18 protein-coding genes are annotated in these 18,709 nt (G+C 27.9%); 16 read left to right on the top strand and 2 right to left on the bottom strand.

All coding sequences use genetic code 11. The features are described 5' to 3' along the window. The first annotated feature begins 1 nt into the window (after position 1). From BLP75_RS02550 to BLP75_RS02535, 4 genes are all read left to right on the top strand, one after another. Positions 2–697: a response regulator transcription factor gene (locus tag BLP75_RS02550; protein ID WP_092722556.1), complete on the top strand. Its 696-nt coding sequence runs from the start codon at positions 2–4 to the stop codon at positions 695–697. A 102-nt stretch (positions 698–799) separates the two neighbouring features. Beyond that, positions 800–1,720 (top strand): ATP-binding cassette domain-containing protein, encoded by a 921-nt coding sequence (locus tag BLP75_RS02545; protein WP_092722554.1) that lies wholly within the window; start codon positions 800–802, stop codon positions 1,718–1,720. Further along, complete coding sequence (locus BLP75_RS02540; protein ID WP_092722552.1) at positions 1,713–2,492, top strand: ABC transporter permease; 780 nt, start codon at positions 1,713–1,715, stop codon at positions 2,490–2,492. Before BLP75_RS02545 ends, BLP75_RS02540 begins: the two co-directional genes overlap by 8 nt. A 21-nt stretch (positions 2,493–2,513) precedes the next feature. Beyond that, entirely contained in the window at positions 2,514–3,422 is a 909-nt protein-coding gene (locus BLP75_RS02535) for a sensor histidine kinase (RefSeq protein WP_092722550.1), read from the top strand. Positions 3,423–3,728: 306 nt separating this feature from the next. Here the strand turns inward: BLP75_RS02535 and BLP75_RS02530 are convergent, their stop codons facing one another. Beyond that, entirely contained in the window at positions 3,729–4,610 is an 882-nt protein-coding gene (locus BLP75_RS02530) for a LysR family transcriptional regulator (RefSeq protein WP_092722548.1), read from the bottom strand. A gap of 244 nt (positions 4,611–4,854) precedes the next feature. On the opposite strand from BLP75_RS02530, the gene cooS reads away from it, so the two are divergent. From cooS to BLP75_RS02495, 7 genes are all read left to right on the top strand, one after another. Beyond that, a complete protein-coding gene (gene cooS, locus BLP75_RS02525) occupies positions 4,855–6,768 on the top strand; it encodes an anaerobic carbon-monoxide dehydrogenase catalytic subunit (RefSeq protein WP_092722546.1) in 1,914 nt (637 codons plus the stop codon). A 306-nt stretch (positions 6,769–7,074) separates the two neighbouring features. Next, positions 7,075–7,572 (top strand): CarD family transcriptional regulator, encoded by a 498-nt coding sequence (locus tag BLP75_RS02520; protein ID WP_092722544.1) that lies wholly within the window; start codon positions 7,075–7,077, stop codon positions 7,570–7,572. Positions 7,573–7,906: 334 nt separating this feature from the next. Next, positions 7,907–8,845: an iron-hydroxamate ABC transporter substrate-binding protein gene (locus tag BLP75_RS02515; protein WP_092722542.1), complete on the top strand. Its 939-nt coding sequence runs from the start codon at positions 7,907–7,909 to the stop codon at positions 8,843–8,845. Positions 8,846–8,986: 141 nt separating this feature from the next. After that, positions 8,987–10,000 carry a FecCD family ABC transporter permease gene (locus tag BLP75_RS02510; RefSeq protein WP_092722540.1) on the top strand — a complete coding sequence of 338 codons (1,014 nt, stop codon included), beginning with the start codon at positions 8,987–8,989 and terminating at the stop codon, positions 9,998–10,000. Positions 10,001–10,003: 3 nt separating this feature from the next. Beyond that, positions 10,004–11,017, top strand: a complete 1,014-nt coding sequence (locus BLP75_RS02505) for a FecCD family ABC transporter permease (protein ID WP_170139077.1) — start codon at positions 10,004–10,006, stop codon at positions 11,015–11,017. A 39-nt stretch (positions 11,018–11,056) separates the two neighbouring features. Then, positions 11,057–11,842 (top strand): ABC transporter ATP-binding protein, encoded by a 786-nt coding sequence (locus tag BLP75_RS02500; RefSeq protein ID WP_092722537.1) that lies wholly within the window; start codon positions 11,057–11,059, stop codon positions 11,840–11,842. Positions 11,843–11,851: 9 nt separating this feature from the next. Continuing rightward, a complete protein-coding gene (locus BLP75_RS02495; protein WP_092722535.1) occupies positions 11,852–13,210 on the top strand; it encodes an MATE family efflux transporter in 1,359 nt (452 codons plus the stop codon). An 88-nt stretch (positions 13,211–13,298) separates the two neighbouring features. On the opposite strand, the gene BLP75_RS02490 is transcribed toward BLP75_RS02495, so the two are convergent. Continuing rightward, on the bottom strand, positions 13,299–14,219 hold the full coding sequence (locus BLP75_RS02490) for a helix-turn-helix transcriptional regulator (protein WP_092722533.1): 921 nt from the start codon (positions 14,217–14,219) through the stop codon (positions 13,299–13,301). Between the two features lie 276 nt (positions 14,220–14,495). Between BLP75_RS02490 and modA the strand changes: the two genes are divergently transcribed. The 5 genes from modA to BLP75_RS02465 all read left to right on the top strand — a co-directional run bounded on the left by modA (position 14,496) and on the right by BLP75_RS02465 (position 18,628). Beyond that, complete coding sequence (gene modA / locus BLP75_RS02485) at positions 14,496–15,290, top strand: molybdate ABC transporter substrate-binding protein (protein ID WP_092722531.1); 795 nt, start codon at positions 14,496–14,498, stop codon at positions 15,288–15,290. A gap of 130 nt (positions 15,291–15,420) precedes the next feature. Continuing rightward, entirely contained in the window at positions 15,421–16,104 is a 684-nt protein-coding gene (modB, locus tag BLP75_RS02480; RefSeq protein WP_092722529.1) for a molybdate ABC transporter permease subunit, read from the top strand. Further along, positions 16,105–17,160 (top strand): sulfate/molybdate ABC transporter ATP-binding protein, encoded by a 1,056-nt coding sequence (locus tag BLP75_RS02475; protein WP_092722528.1) that lies wholly within the window; start codon positions 16,105–16,107, stop codon positions 17,158–17,160. 212 nt (positions 17,161–17,372) lie between these two features. After that, positions 17,373–18,161, top strand: a complete 789-nt coding sequence (locus BLP75_RS02470; protein ID WP_092722526.1) for a threonine/serine exporter family protein — start codon at positions 17,373–17,375, stop codon at positions 18,159–18,161. Then, entirely contained in the window at positions 18,161–18,628 is a 468-nt protein-coding gene (locus BLP75_RS02465; protein WP_092722524.1) for a threonine/serine exporter family protein, read from the top strand. The genes BLP75_RS02470 and BLP75_RS02465 overlap by 1 nt, the downstream gene beginning before the upstream one ends. Positions 18,629–18,709: the final 81 nt, after the last annotated feature.

Raw genomic sequence — 18,709 nt, 5'->3', positions numbered from 1 at the left:
TGTGAATAGGGAACATATTTTAATAGTTGAAGATGACGTTGATATAAATAATCTACTAGCAAAAACTTTGAAAAAGCGTGAATATAAAGTGACTCAGGCTTTTTCAGGAAGTGAAGCAGGTTTACAATTATCCATATCAGAATTTGATATTATTTTACTGGATTTAATGTTACCTGGAATAACAGGAGAGGAATTAATAGCTAATGTAAGACAACAAAAACAAATACCAATAATTGTAATATCAGCAAAAACATCTCTTGAAGATAAAGTTAAAGTTTTAAATATAGGGGCAGATGATTATGTTACAAAGCCATTTGAATCTGAAGAAATTTTAGCGAGGGTGAATTCTCACATAAGAAGATACAAAAAATTTGGAGATAAGCAAAAAGAAAACAAAGTACATAAATTTAAAAACTTATCATTATATGAAGATGCAAGACAAGTTAAAGTTAATGGGCAAGAGATATATTTAACGGGACATGAATTTGATATATTGTGTATTTTACTTAAAAATCCAGATAAAGTATATTCAAGGGAATCATTATATGAACAGGTATGGAAAAATGGATATTATGGAGAAGATAACTCTGTAAATGTTCATGTGAGTAATATCAGAAAAAAAATTAAAAGTATAGAAAAAGATGAAGAGTATATAAAAACAGTTTGGGGAATTGGATTTAAATTAAATAATAAGTAAAAATCTTTAAACTTTCTTTAAACTTTCTTGAATCTTTATTAAAAATTTTTAGATATCATTGTTAGTATAAGGTTGATTAGAAGAAATAAGGAGGGTATAAAAATGAAGGAAGTTATAAAGACGTATAAATTATCAAAGTCATATAAAAATTGCAATGCATTGATAGATGTAAATATAAATGTAAATCAAGGGGATATATATGGATTAGTAGGAAATAATGGTGCAGGTAAAACTACGTTACTTAAAATATTGACTGGTCAGTCTCAACTAAGTAGGGGAAGTTTTGAATTATTTTCTAAATCCTCAGAAAAAGATTTAAATTTAGTTAGAAAAAGAACAGGTGTAATTATAGAAACACCAAGTTTTTATCCAAAACTTACAGTTTTTAAAAATATGGAGTATTATCGTTTGCAAAGAGGTATCCCAGGTAAAGAAAAGATAGATAAAGTACTTAAAGAAGTAGGATTATATGAGGCAAAAAAGAAAAAATTTGAAGATTTATCTTTAGGTATGAAGCAAAGATTAGGATTAGCTCTTGCAATGATGAATGAGCCAGATTTATTAATTCTTGATGAACCTATAAATGGATTAGATCCATCGGGAATTATTGAAATTAGAAATCTACTGTTAAAATTAAATAAAGAAAAAAACATTACTATTTTAATATCAAGTCATATATTAACTGAACTATCAAATATTGCAACTTGTTATGGTTTTTTAAATAAAGGTAGATTAGTTGAAGAGTTATCAGCTAAAGATCTTGAGAAAAAATGTCAAAGTTTTTTAGAGGTGAAAGTAACTAATTCAAAAAAATTAGCTGCACTTTTAGAGCAAAATTTAGGATATAAAGAATTTAAAGTTATATCTGAAGATGTAATACAGGTGTTTGATATTAATAGATCACCTGAGGAAATAAGTGAGCTTGCAATTTCTAATAAAATAGGCTTAATGGCATTAGATGAAAAATCTATAGATCTTGAAAGTTATTATATGTCTTTGATGGGGGTGGCTGAAAATGCTTAATTATATAAAAAGTGAGTTTTACAGAAATATAAATACAAAAGGAAATTATATATTTTTATTTGGATTTATGGCATTTGCATGTTTTTTAAATATAGTTTTAGGCACATTTGCAAATAACGATCCTAGTTTTAGATATGGAAGTACAGCTTTTTCATTCAGTAGTTTTTACACATGTATGACTCCTATAATCCTAATATGTTTAGTATTTGTTTCATTAATGTGTAGTCAAGAATTTAAACATAATACACTTAAAAATTCTATTTCTTATGGAATTTCAAGAAGTCAAATATATTTTAGTAAATTCTTCGTAGAAATTGTTATAGGCACAATAAATTTAGTATTGATTAGTGCATCATATATTATAAGTGCATATATTATGCTTGAAGATAGTGGTATTTTACATTTTAATTATTTAATTAGAGCTATAGTAGCATGTATTCCGTTATTTTTAGTTGGTGTTATTTTAGCACATTGTCTATATTTTATATTTGAAAATGAAATATCAGTATGGACTACCTGGATAATAATAATGATGGTAATACCTAAAATTTTATCAATGCTAGGAAAAAAAATTGTAGTATTTAATAAAATATCTAGTTGTATGCCAATTAATATTATGAGTACGTATACTTATCAGGAAGGCAGTGTAAGTGTACTTATGAGCTGGATGGATAAACAAGTATTTATAAAATGTTTTGTAGTAGGTATTATAGGAACTATAATATTTTATACACTAGGACTTGTATTATTTAAAAAAAGAGATATTAAATAGATTAAAAGGAGTGTGCAGACAATGGAATGGATTTTAATTATTTTGTTAATACCAAGCGTGTATTTTTCTGCACGCTTTTTCTTGCTTTCTAAAAATATTAATGATACAACAAAAAATCTTAATGAAATTTGTGCTAATATAGAAAGCAATCGAAAGCTATTATTCAAGCATCCTGATAAAAATTTTGAAAGATTACTAAGTGAAATAAATAAATATTTAGAAAAAGCTCAACTTGAGAAAATTAAATTTATAAGAAGAGAAGAAGAAATAAAAAGAGAAATAGAAAATATATCTCATGACTTAAGAACACCACTAACATCTATTAGAGGATATCTAGAGCTTGTGAATGATGAAAATGCTTCTGAAGAGGAAAAGAAAGAGTATATTTCAGTAGTAGAAAGAAGAGCTAAAGGTTTACAAAACTTAATTCAGGTTTTTTATGATTTATCTAGATTAGAAAATAAGGAATATAATCTTGATTTAGAAATGATAGATATTAATATGGTCCTTAGAGAGCAGGTACTGGTATATTATAACGATTTTGAAGCTAAGGGTATTAATGTTGATATAAGTTTAGAACAAAAACCTATATATCTTAAATTGGATAAAAATGCTATAGAAAGAGTATTTGCTAATTTAATTCAAAATGCTATTAAGTACGGTAAGAGTAGATTTAAAATATGTTTAGAGATAATAGGTAAAGAAGTTAATTTAGTTTTCGTTAATGATACCGATGATTTACAGAAAGAAGATGGCAAATTTTTATTTGATAGATTTTATATGAAAAATAGCTCAAGAAATAATCAAAGTTCAGGACTTGGACTTACTATAACAAAATTTTTAGTTGAGCTAATGGATGGCGAAATTGAACTAAGTATAAATGAAGGTTGGGTTGAATTTAAAATTAAATTTAAGACAGAAGACATATAAAAAATTAAATTAGATATGATAAAAAACACTTTAATTAATAATTAGTTAAAGTGTTTTTTGCTGAAAAATTTATATCCCTATTAGTTGTATATTTAACAACTAATAAGTGTTTTTCATATATGTTAGTATTTGTTACAATTAAAATATAAATATGAACCCCAACAAATCATATTTATAATACATACGGATTTCTATCCTTTTGTATGTAGCTTGCTTTTTATAGTAAAACACCTATTAGAATTGCCTATAATAATAGGAGTAAGAATTACTTAAACTTAAAGGCCTTTAGTTTAAAGTACTATAAAATTAAATTGTTTTAGTTTTTTCTAAAATATAATCAATAAATGCTTGCAAATTAGAAGCTATAATTTTATTCTTTTTAGTAATCATGTTTATATCCCAAGTAAATGTAGAATCTTTAAAAGGGATATAGCGTATTTTACAAGTTGGAGTATGAGCAAAATCAATACTAATTCCAATGCCTTCATCACGTTTACTTAAGTCATGAATAAGAATCATTTCATCGCTTTCTATATAAATATTAGGGTCAAACTTATTTTCTAGGCATTTAATTAAAAAATTATGACGTAACTTAGATTTATTGCTATTAATTATTATTTTTTCATCTTTCAAGTCCTCAAATTTCATTTCTTTTAAGTTACATAAATGATGATTTTTATTAACAATAGCATATAGATTTTCTGATTTTACAAATCGAGAATTAAATAAACTTTCATCAAAATGTGAAATAGCAAATCCTAAATCTACTTTATTATTTAAAACAGCCTCTTCACATTTAAAATCTGTATACTCTTTAATATTTAGCACTATATCTGGATATAGGATTTTAAATTCATTTATTATATCAAGAGATAAAGCATTCAAAACACCGAAAGAAACACCTATTTTTAAATGAACTTTATTTTCGTTAATCATACTTTTTATCCCTTTATCTAAAATATCGAATTGATAAACTATTGAAATAGCTTTATTTTGTAAATATTGTCCATATTTTGTTAACTCATTTCCACTTGAATTTCTATTAAACAATGGAACATTAAGTTCTTTTTCTAAGTTACCTATAGCTTTACTTAGTCCTTGTTGAGAAATATAAAGATTTTTAGATGCTTTAGAAAAACTACCATCTTTGCATATCTGCAAAAAATACTTGAGTGTCTTGATATCCACAATAATCCCCCTCTTGTTAAAAATATACCTATACTTGATATTATATCTCTATTTCTAGTATATAAAAACCAAATAAATCACTACTATTAGTTGTAAATTATACAACAAACCATTGTTATCCAAAATAAAGTAGATTTGATACAATTCAAAGTGAAGAACATATTATTAAATTATTAAAAATATATAGACAAAATTTAAACTGCATCATAGGTCATTAAATTAAAATATAAAGGGGAAATAGGATATGGATAAAAAACTAATGACTATTGATTTAAACAGTCAGATATTAATTGAAAAGGCTGAAAAAGATGGTGTAGAAACCATGTATGATAGAAAAAATGGATTTAAATCACAGTGTGGGTTTGGTCTTCAAGGAACTTGTTGTAGAATCTGTGGTATGGGGCCATGTAGAATTTCTCCAAAGACTCCAAGAGGACTTTGTGGTGCAGATGAGCATACTATAGTAGGTAGAAACTTTGCTAGAATGGTAGCTGGTGGAACTGCTGCTCACTCTGATCATGCTAGAGACATAGCCCATACATTGGCATTAAGTAGTAGAGATGGAAATTATAAAATAAGAGATGAAAAAAAATTAATAGAGCTTGCTATTGATTGGGGGGTAGAAACTGAATGTAGAGATATATATGATATAGCTCATGAAGTTGCTGAGATAGGATTAATGGAGTTTGGAAAGCCACATGGTGTATCAATATTTTTAAAAAATGCTCCAAAAGTTAGACAGGAAATATGGAAAACTATTGGGATAGAACCAAGAGCGATAGATAGAGAAATCGCTACAGTAATGCATTCTACTCATATAGGATGTAGCGCTGATATAGACAGTTTAATAAATTTATCTTTAAGAACATCTATGGCAGATGGATGGCAAGGATCTATGATAGGAACTAGATTTAGTGATATAATGTTTGGAACTCCAATGCCTACACAAACGGAAGCTAATCTTGGTGTTTTAGAGGAAAATAAAGTGAATATAATATTGCATGGACATGAACCAACATTATCTGAAATGATAGTCTTAGCAGCTGACGATCCTGAATTATTAGCACTGGCTAAAGAAATGGGCGCAGAAGGAATAAATTTATCAGGGATGTGCTGTACAGGCAATGAGATTACAATGAGACATGGAGTAAAAATAGCTGGAGATTTTCATCAACAAGAACTTGCATTAGTAACAGGTGCAGTAGAAGCTATGATAGTTGATGTTCAATGTATATTCCCAGCTCTAGCATACGTAGCAGACTGTTATCATACAAAATTCATAACAACATCTCCAAAGGCAAAGATAACAGGATCAACATATATGCAATTTAGTGAAGAAAATGCTTATAAAGACGCTAAAAAAATAGTCAAAGAAGCAGTGCTTAACTTTAAAAATAGAAAACCTGAAAAAGTGTTGATACCTGAATTTAAATCACCTGCAACAGTGGGATATAGTATAGATGCTATACTTTCTCAATTAGATAGGGTTGTAAATTTTAACGTAGACAAGACTGGTACTGTAAAACCATTAATAGATTGTTTAAAATCAGGGGTAATAAGAGGTGTAGCAGCAGTAGTTGGATGTAATAATGCTAAAAGTGTTACAAATAAAAATCATGTGACGATTATGAAGGAATTAATAAAAAATGATATATTAGTAGTTTCAACAGGTTGTGGAGCGCAAGCAGCAGCTAAGTTTGGTTTAATGGATAAAGGAGCAAAAAAATTGTGTGGTAAAGGTCTAGCTACAGTATGTGAGTTAGTAGATATACCACCTGTTCTTCATATGGGCTCTTGTGTTGATATAAGCCGTATAGTAGACATAGTTTCAGAATGTGCAAAATACTTGGATGTTGATATGTGTGATATACCTGCAGTAGGAATAGCTCCAGAGTGGATGTCTGAAAAAGCTGTTGCTATAGGTACTTATGTTGTAGCATCAGGAATAGATACTTATTTAGGTATAGCACCTCCTGTTACAGGATCTAAAAAAGCAGTTGAAATACTAACTAATGGTCTTAAAAAAGAAGTTGGGGCAGCATTTACGATAAATGAAAATCCTGATGAATTAGCAGCAATTATAATTGATGATATAGAGAAAAAACGTGATCATTTTGAAAAAATTATAACTGAAAAGATAAATTTGTCTCAGGTATAAGAATAAATAATAAATTAATTAAAAATATAATAAAAGTATAATAAATCTTTTACTTACATTTATGGCTTATAGTATGTTAAAATGATTATACAGCGAGTAGTTTTGATAACGTAAGCCCAGTTGTCAAAACTATTTTTTTATGCTTAAGAAAACTATGTTATTTCAATAAAAATTTAGTTATTATATATAAGATCAATATTGAAAAACATAGTTGGAAAAAATAACTTTAAATTAACATGTAGAGTAATTGCATATACTATTAATAAAGTGAAAAATTTAAAATTATAAAGGAGGGTGAACTTTTAAATGTTTAACGTAAATGATTATGTAATGTATGGTATGACTGGAGTATGTAAAATTATTGATATAACTAATGAAAAGTTTATAAATAATATGAAAAAAGAGTATTATGTATTAACTCCTGTATATTCAGAAAATACAACTATAAAAATTCCTGTAGATAATGTTAAAATCCCAATGAGAAGAGTGCTCTCTAAAGAAGAAGCTATCTCAATAATAAATGATATTCCTAATAATAATATTTTATGGGAAGAAGATGAAAAAATAAGAAAAGCACAATTTCAAGAGATGCTTAAAAGTGGAGATTGTAATGAACTAATAAAATTAATAAGATGTATTTATTTAAATAAAGAATACTTACAATCAATAGGTAAAAAGACTTATCAAGTAGACCTTGATTTTATGAAAGATGCTGAAAGACTATTAAATGAAGAATTTGCAATTAGCTTGAATATTTCTCCTGATGATGTTTATTCGTATATTACAAACAATATGCCAAAATAAATTATTAGAAAAAATTAAATACATTTTATAAATGTAAATAGCTAAAAAATTTAAATTAATAACTATTTTTAGTCAATATTAAATTTAATAATTAAAAAATAATCGAATAATAGTATCAATTATACATATCTTATGAATTTATAAAAAACAACACTTAAAAATTTTTAGTGTTGTTTTTTTATTTTAAAATTTATTTAAAGTATATTTTAAATATAGTAAATTTTAACAGAATAAATTTATTAAAAATTGTTGACTATGATAATATTAATGATATAATAATGATTATCAATAACAAGGAATAATGATTATAAAAATCGACCGGGAGGATAGACATATGAAAAAGTTAAAAACACTAGTGGCACTAGGATTAACAATAGCTACATTAGGAATAGTAACAGGTTGCTCAAATGGTGCTAGTGAAAACAATACAAAAGAAGAAACAAGAACAGTAGAATCTGTAAAAGGAAAGGTAGAGATACCAGCTGACCCAAAAAAAATAGTTGATATATCGGGGAGTAGTGAAGAGTTAGTTTTATTAGGTCATACACCTGTAGCTACTGCAAATGTAGATTCATACGAAACAAATAAGGTTCCATCATACATAGAAGATAAACTAGGAAATGCAAAAGTAGTTGGACATTCAATGATGGAAACTATGGATATAGAAGGAATTTTAGCTGCTGAACCAGATTTAATAATAATGGCACCAAGACAAGAAAAGATATATGATCAATTAAAAGAAATAGCTCCAGTAGTAATGTTAGAAGATAAATCAAATGATTGGGAAGCTAAATTTAAAGATGTTGCTACATTATTTGGACAAGAAGAACAAGCTCAAAAATGGTTAAATGATTATTATAAAAAAGCTCAAAAATTAGGAGAAGAAATAAAATCAGATAATGGAGAAAAAACTTATTTAACTGTATTAGCAAGTTCAGGTCAATTTATGGTATTTACTGAAGGTGGTATAGGAACTGTTTTAAAAGACGATATGAAGTTACCACAACCAAAGAATATGCCTAAGCAAGATAGTATAACTTTACCTACTGTAACTATGGAAGGATTAACAGAAATAGATGCAGACCATATAATTGTTATAGCTACAGAATCGGATAAGGCAGATTTAGAGAAAAGTACAGTGTGGAAAGAAATTAGAGCTGTAAAAGACGGGAATGCAACAATACTAGATGCAAGTCCATATTTTAGCCAAGCTTACAATCCAATAGGAAGAGAATTATTATTACAATCAATAAAAGATGAAGTTGTAAAATAATATTAAATTAAATAGTAGGGGATAAAAGTAATATTACTTTTTTCGCCTACTATTTAATTTTGATAATAATTAATATAAGAAAATAATTATCAAAATTAATTTTGGGTATATATAAAGAATACTTAAATTATAGGAGGCAAAATGAAGAAGTTTAATAAAAAATCTTTAGCTTATGCATTTATGTTAATCGGTATAATGCTACTTATACTTGGAATTGTTATTTCAGTTTCATTAGGAGCTAAAGATATAGATTTTTTTAATATAATACAAAGTTTATTTAAAGATAGCAATGATGTTAATACAAAGATAATAAGAGATGTAAGAATACCTAGGGCTATTGCAGCTGCACTTGTAGGTGGCTTTTTAGCAGTATCAGGAGCAATTATGCAAGGGATTACTAGAAATCCTATTGCAGAACCATCTGTAATGGGTATTACACAAGGTGCCACATTTATGATAGCTATAGCTTTTGTACTACAAAGGATATATCCAAATTTAGTTATAGGAAGTTTTAAGTTAATGATATTTGCTTTTTTAGGAGCTAGTATAAGTGGACTTTTAGTATATTTTATAAGTTCAAGGTCAGCAAGAAAGGTAGACCCTGTAAAGCTTGCTCTTGCAGGAACAGCATTAGGAACTTTACTTATATCTTTAGCAATGGGAATTAGTATGTATTTTAATTTATCTCAACAATTAAGCTTTTGGATATCAGGAGGCTTATTAAGTGCTAAGTGGGAAGGTGTAAAGTTATTATTTATAGTAGGTGGAATCTCGTTTATAGGAGCAATGATTATGGCACCTAAAATAACTATTTTAAGTTTAGGGGAAGAAGTTGCTATAGGTCTTGGACAAAAAACTAATGCAGTTAGATTTATAAGTATATTAATTGTAATATTTTTGACAGGAGCATCGGTTTCGGTAGCGGGGAATATAGTATTTGTAGGATTGATAGTACCTCAAATTACTAAAAGAGTAGTTGGAGCTGATTATAAATATATAATACCAAGTTCAATGATATTAGGTTCAGTTTTACTTGTTTACAGTGATATTTTAGCAAGAATGATTAATCCTCCTTATGAAACTCCAATTGGATCTTTAACTGCATTGTTAGGAGTTCCTGTGTTTATATACCTTGTTAGAAAGGACACAAAATAGATTATGAATATAAGAAAAAATAAGAAATTTGGAATTATTATAAGTATTTTACTGATAATGATAATTACTACATTTATAGCTAGTTTAAATATGGGGTCATTAGCAGTAGGACCTATAGATGTTATAAAAACTTTATTTGGTTTTGGATCTAAAAGCCATGAGATAGCTATATTTAAGTTAAGATTACCTAGAATAGTAATTGGAATACTTGTAGGATCAGCTCTTGCTATATCGGGGACTATTTTACAAGGTGTCACTAAAAATGACTTAGCAGATTCTGGTATACTTGGAATCAATTCAGGAGCGGCATTATTTGTTGTAGTATATATTTATATTATGAATGGTAATGTTTATGATGGAATAAGCAATATAACTATATTTACAATGCCAATAGTTGCATTGTGTGGAGCTATCTTTGGTGCATTTTTAATTTATATATTAGCTTGGAAAAATGGTATAAATTCATCTAGATTACTTTTAGTGGGAATAGGCATAAACATTGCATTTACATCAATACTAACTATATTCCAGCTAAGATTTACAACTCAAGAGTTTAATAGAGTAATGGCTTGGACAACAGGAAGCATATGGGGTGCTAGTTGGAAATATGTATTGGCTGTATTACCTTTTATATTAATATTCGGTGCACTTACATTATATAAATCTAGGTACTTAGATGTATTAAATCTAGGCGATGAAGTAGCAACTGGTTTAGGAATAGAAGTTGAAAAAGAAAGAAGAAAATTGATAATATATTCAGTAATTCTAGCAGGGGTGGCAACATCTGTTGCAGGAAGTATAGCATTTTTAGGATTAGTAGCACCCCATATTGCTAGAAAGTTAGTGGGACCAAAGCATAAAAAGTTAATACCTACAGCAGCGCTTGTAGGAACTTTAATTTTACTAGTAGGTGATACTATTTCTAGGAACTTAATAGCACCTATGGAAATTCCTGTAGGGATAGTAGTATCAGTAATAGGTGTTCCATATTTTATTTATCTAATGCTAGCAGAGTAAAAATATATAAATAGAACACTTAAGAAGAAGGAGAAAATTATGAATTGTATAAGTACTAAAAATTTAAATATTTCATATGGTAATTTAGATATAGTTAAAAATTTAAATTTAGAAATACCAAAAGGTAAAATAACTACCATAATAGGGTCTAATGGATGTGGAAAGTCTACTATATTAAAAACTATAGCGAGAATTATCCAGCCTAAAAGTGGAGAGATATATATAAATAATATAAATTTAAAAGATCAAAGTCCAAAAGAAATAGCTAAAAATATGGCGGTTTTACCACAAAGTCCTCAAGCACCTAGTGGTCTTACAGTAGAAGAGTTAATAGCTTATGGTAGATTTCCACACCAAAAGGGATTTGGAAAATTAAAAAAAGAAGATAATGATATAGTTACATGGGCATTAAAATCTACTAATATGAATGCGTTTAGAGATAGACCTATGGAAGCTTTATCCGGTGGCCAAAGACAAAGAGCATGGATTGCTATGGCTTTAGCTCAACAAACGGATATACTTATACTTGATGAACCTACAACGTATTTAGATTTAGCTCATCAGCTAGAAATATTGAAACTATTAGAAGAATTAAATAAAAAACAAGGAACGACTATAGTAATGGTAATACATGAGCTTAATAATGCTGCAAGATTTGCAGATCATATGATAGGTGTAAAAAAAGGTGAGGTTATATGTCAAGGCAGTGCAGATGATGTTATGACTAAGGAAAACTTAAAAGAACTTTTTAATATAGATGCTGAAATAGTAACAGATCCAAGAAATCAAAAGCCAGTATGCATAACTTACGATATGGTTGTATAGGAGTAATTTATGAAAAGTAAAGGTGACTTAAAAGAAGAAAAAATCAGTATATTATTACTAAAATACTCAATTCCAGCCATACTTGCGATGATGGTAACCTCTATGTACAATACTGTAGATAGAGCCTTTATAGGTTCTATAAAAGATGTAGGAGCACTTGCGATATCTGGACTTGGAGTAACAATGCCTCTTTTTACAATACTAGGTGCGTTTTGCGTAGGAATAGCCATAGGTGGAAGCACCAATATATCTATAAAGCTTGGTGAGGGTAATAAAGAAGATGCTGAGAAAATATTAGGAAGTACAGTTGCATTAGAGGTAAGTGTTGCGATTGTTATAATGCTAGTTGGAATGTTTTTTTTAGAGGATATACTTTATGTTTTTGGAGCAAGTAGTGAAACTATTAATTATGCGAAAGACTATATGAGTGTGATATTCTTTGGTTCTTGGTTTAATCTCCCGGGATTTGCGCTTAATAGTGCTATAAGAGCTGAAGGAAATCCTAAGCTTGCTGCTAACATGATGATAATAAGCTGCGTTTTAAATTTAGTACTAGATCCAATATTTATCTTTGTATTTAATATGGGAATAAAAGGTGCAGCCATAGGAACTATAATGTGTCAGTTATTAGTTTGCATCTGGTCGGTTTATTACTTTACTTTAGGAAAATCAAATTTAAAGCTTAAAGCGAAAAATATTAAGATAAAAAAGAAATTTTTTAAGGCGATTATATTAATTGCACTTACTCCATTTTTTATGGAACTTGCATCAGGTTTTATACATCTAGTGACTAATAGAGTATTAAAAACTTATGGTGGAGACTTGGCAATAGGTGCTATGACAACTATAACATCTATATATTTAATTTTTCTAATGCCTGTCTTTGGTATAAGCCAAGGTATGCAGACCATTATTGCATATAATTATGGTGCACAGGAGCATAATAGAGCGAAAAGTGCATTACTAATGTCTATGATTGCAGGATTAATTATACTAGGAATTGGATTTATTTTAATACAAACAATTCCACATAATTTAGTCGCTATATTTACTAATAACAGCGAACTTTCTAACATTGCTATTAATGGTATAAAAATTTATACAGTAATGCTTCCTTCTATAGGAATTTCTATTTTAGGAGCTGTGTATTTCCAATCTATTGGCAGTGCTAAAGTTTCAGTAGTATTAAGTTTACTAAGACAAGTTATAATTCTTATACCTGTTATTACTATACTTCCAAGACTTTATGGGTTAAATGGTGTTTGGGCATCTCAACCAATATCAGATTTACTTGCAATGGCTATAGTATGCATATTTTTAATTAATGAATTTAAGAAAGAAAAATACAAAAAAAAGGTACTATCATAAATTTATGATAGTACCTTTTTGTATAATGAAATCATGGTAATTTTATAAGTTTGGATAAGTAGCCTTACACTATTCAGATTATATATTGCTAACATTCAGCAATTATTTTGCCTGTATCTTTTAAATCATAACCTCCAATACCTTCTAACTCTGACTTAAAGTCATCAGATTTAAGTATATTTACAATTTCTTGATAAACAGGATTTGATAAGTCATCTTTTTTTATAACTAAATCGTAGCGTTCTTTTTGAAGAGGAATAAAGTCAATATTACTAACTTGCAGTGCAGCTTTTTCATTACCTAAGCCAACATCTGCTTTACCTCTAGATACTGAACTAGCAACGCTGAGATGAGATGATTCTTCATAATCATACCCTAATATATCTCTATGATAAATATTTAAAGATTTAAGTTTCTCATCTAATAAGATACGTGTACCAGACCCTTTTTCTCTATTAACCAAATGCACTTTATTATTTGTTAAATCATTCCAAGTATTTATATTTTTAGGGTTTCCTTTTTGTACATAAAAGCCTTGTTTTCTATATGCTAAGTTTATTAGAACACATGGTATGCCAGGTAATAGCTTTTTTACAAACGGAGTGTTGTAGCTGTCAGTTTCTCCATCCCATAAATGGCAGGATGATATAGAAACTTGATTGTTATATAAGCTAAATAATCCATTATAGCTACCAATGTGTGATCGTAATATTTTTACTGGTTTTATATTTTTTTCAATATAATTTCCTAATATATCTAAAAGAACATCTTGTCCACTTATAACAATATCTTGCTTAGTATTACTAGTGATATTAGTAATTGGGGAAGATATATTAGTATTTTTTTGAGAGTTTATATAATATTCAACATCTTTAATATCAACCCTAATTTTATTACCAACTTTATAGGCTGGTAATTCACCCCTTTTTATTAATTCATATACAGTATTTTTAGTTATTTTTAATAATTCAGCCACCTCAACAGATGTTAATGATGTTAGTGAACTCATAATAATATACCTCCTTTATAAATTATTTTATCATTTAAAATATATATATGTAAAAAAATATATTAAATAATTATTTTATACCTAGATATAAAAAACGATTGCGATTAAAAATTAAAGAATATATAATAAAAATAAACAAAACATTACAAAACATAACGAAACACAACAAAATGTATTTAAACTAATCTAATTTAAATCCCAAGTATAAGATATGACAAAAATAAAATCTAAATAAAAGTAGCAGTAAAGAATTAAAATAATATTGGAGGTAGGGGTATGAAAAAAATATTTATAATCTGGGGAGTAATAGTATCATTAACATTATCATTAGTAGGGTGTAGTAAGCCTAAAGCTGAATCAGAAAATAGTAAACAAACTTCTAAAGTAGAACTTAATATATCAGCTGCAGCAAGTTTAAAAGAAGCTATGGCTAAAATAGAAGAAGAGTATAGCAAAGATAATAAAAACGTAAAATTAGTAATAAATTATGGGTCTTCAGGTTCATTACAAAAACAAATAGAACAAGGTGCACCTTGTGATGTATTTATTTCAGCAGGCAAAAAACAAATGAATGCATTAGATGATGGAAATTTATTAGTAGAAGGTACATATAAAGATTTAGTTAAAAATGATTTAGTACTTATTACAAATAAAGATAGTAATATAAAAAATATAGATGACTTAAATACAAATAAAGTTAAGCATGTGGCTATAGGAGAACCAGATAGTGTCCCTGCAGGTAAATATGCAGATGAAGTATTAACTAATTTAAATATAAAGAGTTTAATTAATGATAAGTTAGTATTTGCAAAAGATGTAAAAGAAGTTTTAGCTTGGACTCAATCTAAAAATGCTGAAGTTGGATTTGTATATTATAGTGATGCATTAAATTCTAAAGATATAAAAATAATAGAAACAACAAAGGAAGATACACATAGCCCAATAATATATCCAATAGCAGTTATAAAAGATAGTAAAGAAGTTGATGAAGCTAAAAAGTTTGAGGAGTTTTTACTTAGTGATAAAGGACAAGATGTATTAAAAGATTTTGGATACAAAAATTCAAAATAGATAATAGATATTAAAATAACTCAAATAGTTTTAATGATGGATTTTATAATTAAGCTTAAAAATTATTAGTCACGATATAGTGAAAATTTGAAGTTTTAAATTAATATATAATATTTATGGAGGAGTTAATGTGAAGGTTGATTGGTCACCGTTGATAATATCTTTGAAAACAGCTTTTTTAGCAACATTTATAACGTTTGTTATAGGAATTATAGCATCTTATTTTATGTCAAACTATAAAGGAAAATATAAGGGCTTAATAGATGGCCTATTCACTTTGCCATTAGTTCTTCCTCCTACTGTTGTAGGATTTTTTCTTTTATTAGTAGTTGGCAAAAATGGAGTAGTAGGTAAGTTTCTATTACAATTTGATATAACCATCATATTTAGTTGGTGGGCTACAGTAATATCTGCAACAGTAGTGGCATTTCCTATGATGTATAGAACCTCAAGAGCAGCTTTTGAACAAATAGATGTTAATATGATAAGTGCTGCAAGAACATTAGGTCTTAGTGAGTGGAAAATATTTTATAAAATAGCTATTCCGTTAGCTTGGCCAGGGATTATAGCAGGTATTGTACTATCATTTGCTAGAGCACTTGGAGAATTTGGAGCAACATTAATGATAGCGGGAAACATTCCTGGAAGAACACAGACTATGCCTGTAGCAATATTTTTTGCGGTAGAAGGCGGAGATATGTCAAAAGCTATGATGTGGGTTTTAATCATAACAGTTATATCTATAGCGATGATTTTAATACTTAATTATTGGTCAGAGGTTCAGCAAAGAATTATAGGGAAAAGGTGGAAATAAATGAGTTTGTATATCGATATAGAAAAAAATTTATCATCATTTAATTTAAATGTAAAGCTAGAGTCAAAGGATCAAATATTGGGATTTTTAGGTGAATCAGGATCTGGAAAAAGTATGACATTAAAATGCATAGCAGGATTAGAAAAGCCTAATAAAGGAAAGATTATATTAAATGATAGAGTTTTATTTGATTCTGAAAAAAAAATAAATTTATCAACACAAGAACGAAATGTAGGATTTTTATTTCAAAATTATGCTTTATTTCCTCATATGACAGTAACTCAAAATATAGAATTATCACTATCATCTTTTAACAAAAAAGAAAGAAATAATATATCTAAAGACTATATAGAAAGACTTTGCTTAAATGGACTAGAAAAAAGGTATCCATGGCAATTGTCAGGCGGGCAACAACAAAGGGTTGCATTAGCCAGAGCTTTAGCTACGTCTCCTGATATATTGCTTTTAGATGAACCATTTTCTGCTCTAGACCATCATTTGAGAATTAATATGGAAAAAGAGTTAACAAATATATTAAAAGATTACAAAGGTGAGGTTATATTTGTAACTCATGATATAGATGAAGCATATAGAGTATGTGACGATATTGTTGTTTATAATAACGGTTTGGGGATTTCTAAAAGAAATAAAAATGAACTATTTGAAAGACCGAGTTCATTAGTTGAAGCTAAAATAACAGGGTGTAAAAATATTTCTAGAGCTAAAAAGATAGGAGTAAATACAGTTTATGCATTAGACTGGGGATGTAATTGTACACTTAATATACCTATAGAAGATGATATTGAGTATATAGGAATAAGAACACACAATATAGAAGTCATAACAGAAGAAAATATAAATTTATATAACGATAGAGATAATGTATTTGAATTTAAAATAAATCATAGTGTTGAAAATCCATTTAGTTATACATATTACATAGAAAATGATAATTATAGACAAATTCAAATTGAAACAGAAAAAAATGAATCTAAATTAAAAAAAGATCATTTAATATTAGTTAGATTTCCACAGCAGCATTTATTCTGTTTTTAGATAGCTGTAAAATTATAATAATATAATTAAAAATACTCATATCAATTTTGATATGAGTATTTTTTATATAGTAAAAGTTATAATGATTTCAATTTAGAAATAATTTAAATATATAACTTTTTATATTTTTAATAAAAATAAACTTTATACATTTAAGTTGAGATGATATAATTTATTTCTGACTAAAATAATAATTAAGTGAGGGGGAGCTTATGGAAGAAAAACATAACCATAAATATAAAAAAGATGTTTTGAGATTAGCTACATTTATAGGCCAATTAATGCTCACTAATGGAGCTGAAACTTTTAGAGTAGATGATACAGTAAAGCGAATTTGTAAATCAAGAGGATTTTATCATATAAATGTATTTATGGCGCCAAATACAATAATAGTATCAGATGATAGATTTGATGGATATACGTTTATGAAAGTAATAGAAAACAGATGTATAAATTTAAATAAGATTGATTTGTTAAATGATTTTTCAAGAAAATTTGTTAGTGAAATCGATATGTCAATTGATGATGCAATAGAAGAATTAAAAAACTTAGAGGAAGAACCACCTCATTCACAAATGGCTATAAATATATGGACGGCTATAGGTTCATCTAGTTTTGCGGTACTAGTTGGAGGGGATAATCTAATAACATTTATGCTTACTCTCATAACATCAGTAATGGCAATGATTATATATGATAAAGTTAAGAAAGTAAGTAATATACCAGTTTTTGCAACTATGGTTTCATCGTTAATAATAGGGTTTTGTGGTGTAGGTCTTGTAGAAATTGGAATATTAGAAACTCCTAAGATGTTAATTGTAGGTTCTATAATGCCACTTTTGCCAGGAGTACCATTTATAAAAGCTATAAGAGATTTAGTTTCTGGAGAACTAATGTCAGGAGTTGGACGAGCAATTGATGCAGGCATTATTGCAACTGGAATTGCAGTGGGTGTCGGTATGTCAATGAATATATATGTTAAATGGGGAGGAATGCTATAATGATTTGGATGCCGATGTATATACACATAATATTTTCATATCTAGCAGCAGTTGGTTTCGCAGTGTTTTTAAATTCTCCTAAAAAAACTTTATATGTGTCTGGAGCTGTGGGAATGACCTCATGGACTATATATATACTTTTAATGAGGATTAATTTTGATATGATTAGTTCTAACTTTATAGCAGCATCTGTTGCAGCACTAATTTGTGAAATACTAGCAAGGAAAATGAAAAAGCCTACTATATTATTTGTTGTTCCAGGAATAATAACTTTAATTCCAGGTCTTGGGTTATATAATTCAATGTATTATCTTATGGAAGGTGATTTTCATTTAGCACTTACAACAGGTACTAATGTTTTATTATCAAGTGGATCAATTGCCCTTGGGGTTATTGTTGTTTCTTCTTTATTTAGAACATATTATAAAAACTTGAGAGAAAAAGTAGAAGTTAGAAAGGCTTCATAATTTAATAAGTAATAAAAAAGAGTTTATTCTAAATGAATAAGCTTTTTTTATGCTTAATTTAACACTTTTAAAATATAAATC

This window comes from Romboutsia lituseburensis DSM 797, from assembly GCF_900103615.1.
Classification (GTDB): Bacteria; Bacillota; Clostridia; order Peptostreptococcales; family Peptostreptococcaceae; genus Romboutsia_F; species Romboutsia_F lituseburensis.
Note: the sequence above shows the minus strand (reverse complement) of the source record. Positions and strands in the feature narration are given on the sequence as shown.

What these genes read in the sequence shown, in the direction of transcription:
- BLP75_RS02545 (WP_092722554.1), top strand. Translation starts at nt 800, where the DNA reads ATGAAGGAAGTTATAAAGACGTATAAATTATCAAAGTCATATAAAAAT.
- BLP75_RS02540 (WP_092722552.1), top strand. Translation starts at nt 1,713, where the DNA reads ATGCTTAATTATATAAAAAGTGAGTTTTACAGAAATATAAATACAAAA.
- BLP75_RS02535 (WP_092722550.1), top strand. Translation starts at nt 2,514, where the DNA reads ATGGAATGGATTTTAATTATTTTGTTAATACCAAGCGTGTATTTTTCT.
- cooS (WP_092722546.1), top strand. Translation starts at nt 4,855, where the DNA reads ATGGATAAAAAACTAATGACTATTGATTTAAACAGTCAGATATTAATT.
- BLP75_RS02520 (WP_092722544.1), top strand. Translation starts at nt 7,075, where the DNA reads ATGTTTAACGTAAATGATTATGTAATGTATGGTATGACTGGAGTATGT.
- BLP75_RS02515 (WP_092722542.1), top strand. Translation starts at nt 7,907, where the DNA reads ATGAAAAAGTTAAAAACACTAGTGGCACTAGGATTAACAATAGCTACA.
- BLP75_RS02510 (WP_092722540.1), top strand. Translation starts at nt 8,987, where the DNA reads ATGAAGAAGTTTAATAAAAAATCTTTAGCTTATGCATTTATGTTAATC.
- BLP75_RS02505 (WP_170139077.1), top strand. Translation starts at nt 10,004, where the DNA reads ATGAATATAAGAAAAAATAAGAAATTTGGAATTATTATAAGTATTTTA.
- BLP75_RS02500 (WP_092722537.1), top strand. Translation starts at nt 11,057, where the DNA reads ATGAATTGTATAAGTACTAAAAATTTAAATATTTCATATGGTAATTTA.
- BLP75_RS02495 (WP_092722535.1), top strand. Translation starts at nt 11,852, where the DNA reads ATGAAAAGTAAAGGTGACTTAAAAGAAGAAAAAATCAGTATATTATTA.
- BLP75_RS02490 (WP_092722533.1), bottom strand. Translation starts at nt 14,219, where the DNA reads ATGAGTTCACTAACATCATTAACATCTGTTGAGGTGGCTGAATTATTA.
- modA (WP_092722531.1), top strand. Translation starts at nt 14,496, where the DNA reads ATGAAAAAAATATTTATAATCTGGGGAGTAATAGTATCATTAACATTA.
- BLP75_RS02475 (WP_092722528.1), top strand. Translation starts at nt 16,105, where the DNA reads ATGAGTTTGTATATCGATATAGAAAAAAATTTATCATCATTTAATTTA.
- BLP75_RS02470 (WP_092722526.1), top strand. Translation starts at nt 17,373, where the DNA reads ATGGAAGAAAAACATAACCATAAATATAAAAAAGATGTTTTGAGATTA.
- BLP75_RS02465 (WP_092722524.1), top strand. Translation starts at nt 18,161, where the DNA reads ATGATTTGGATGCCGATGTATATACACATAATATTTTCATATCTAGCA.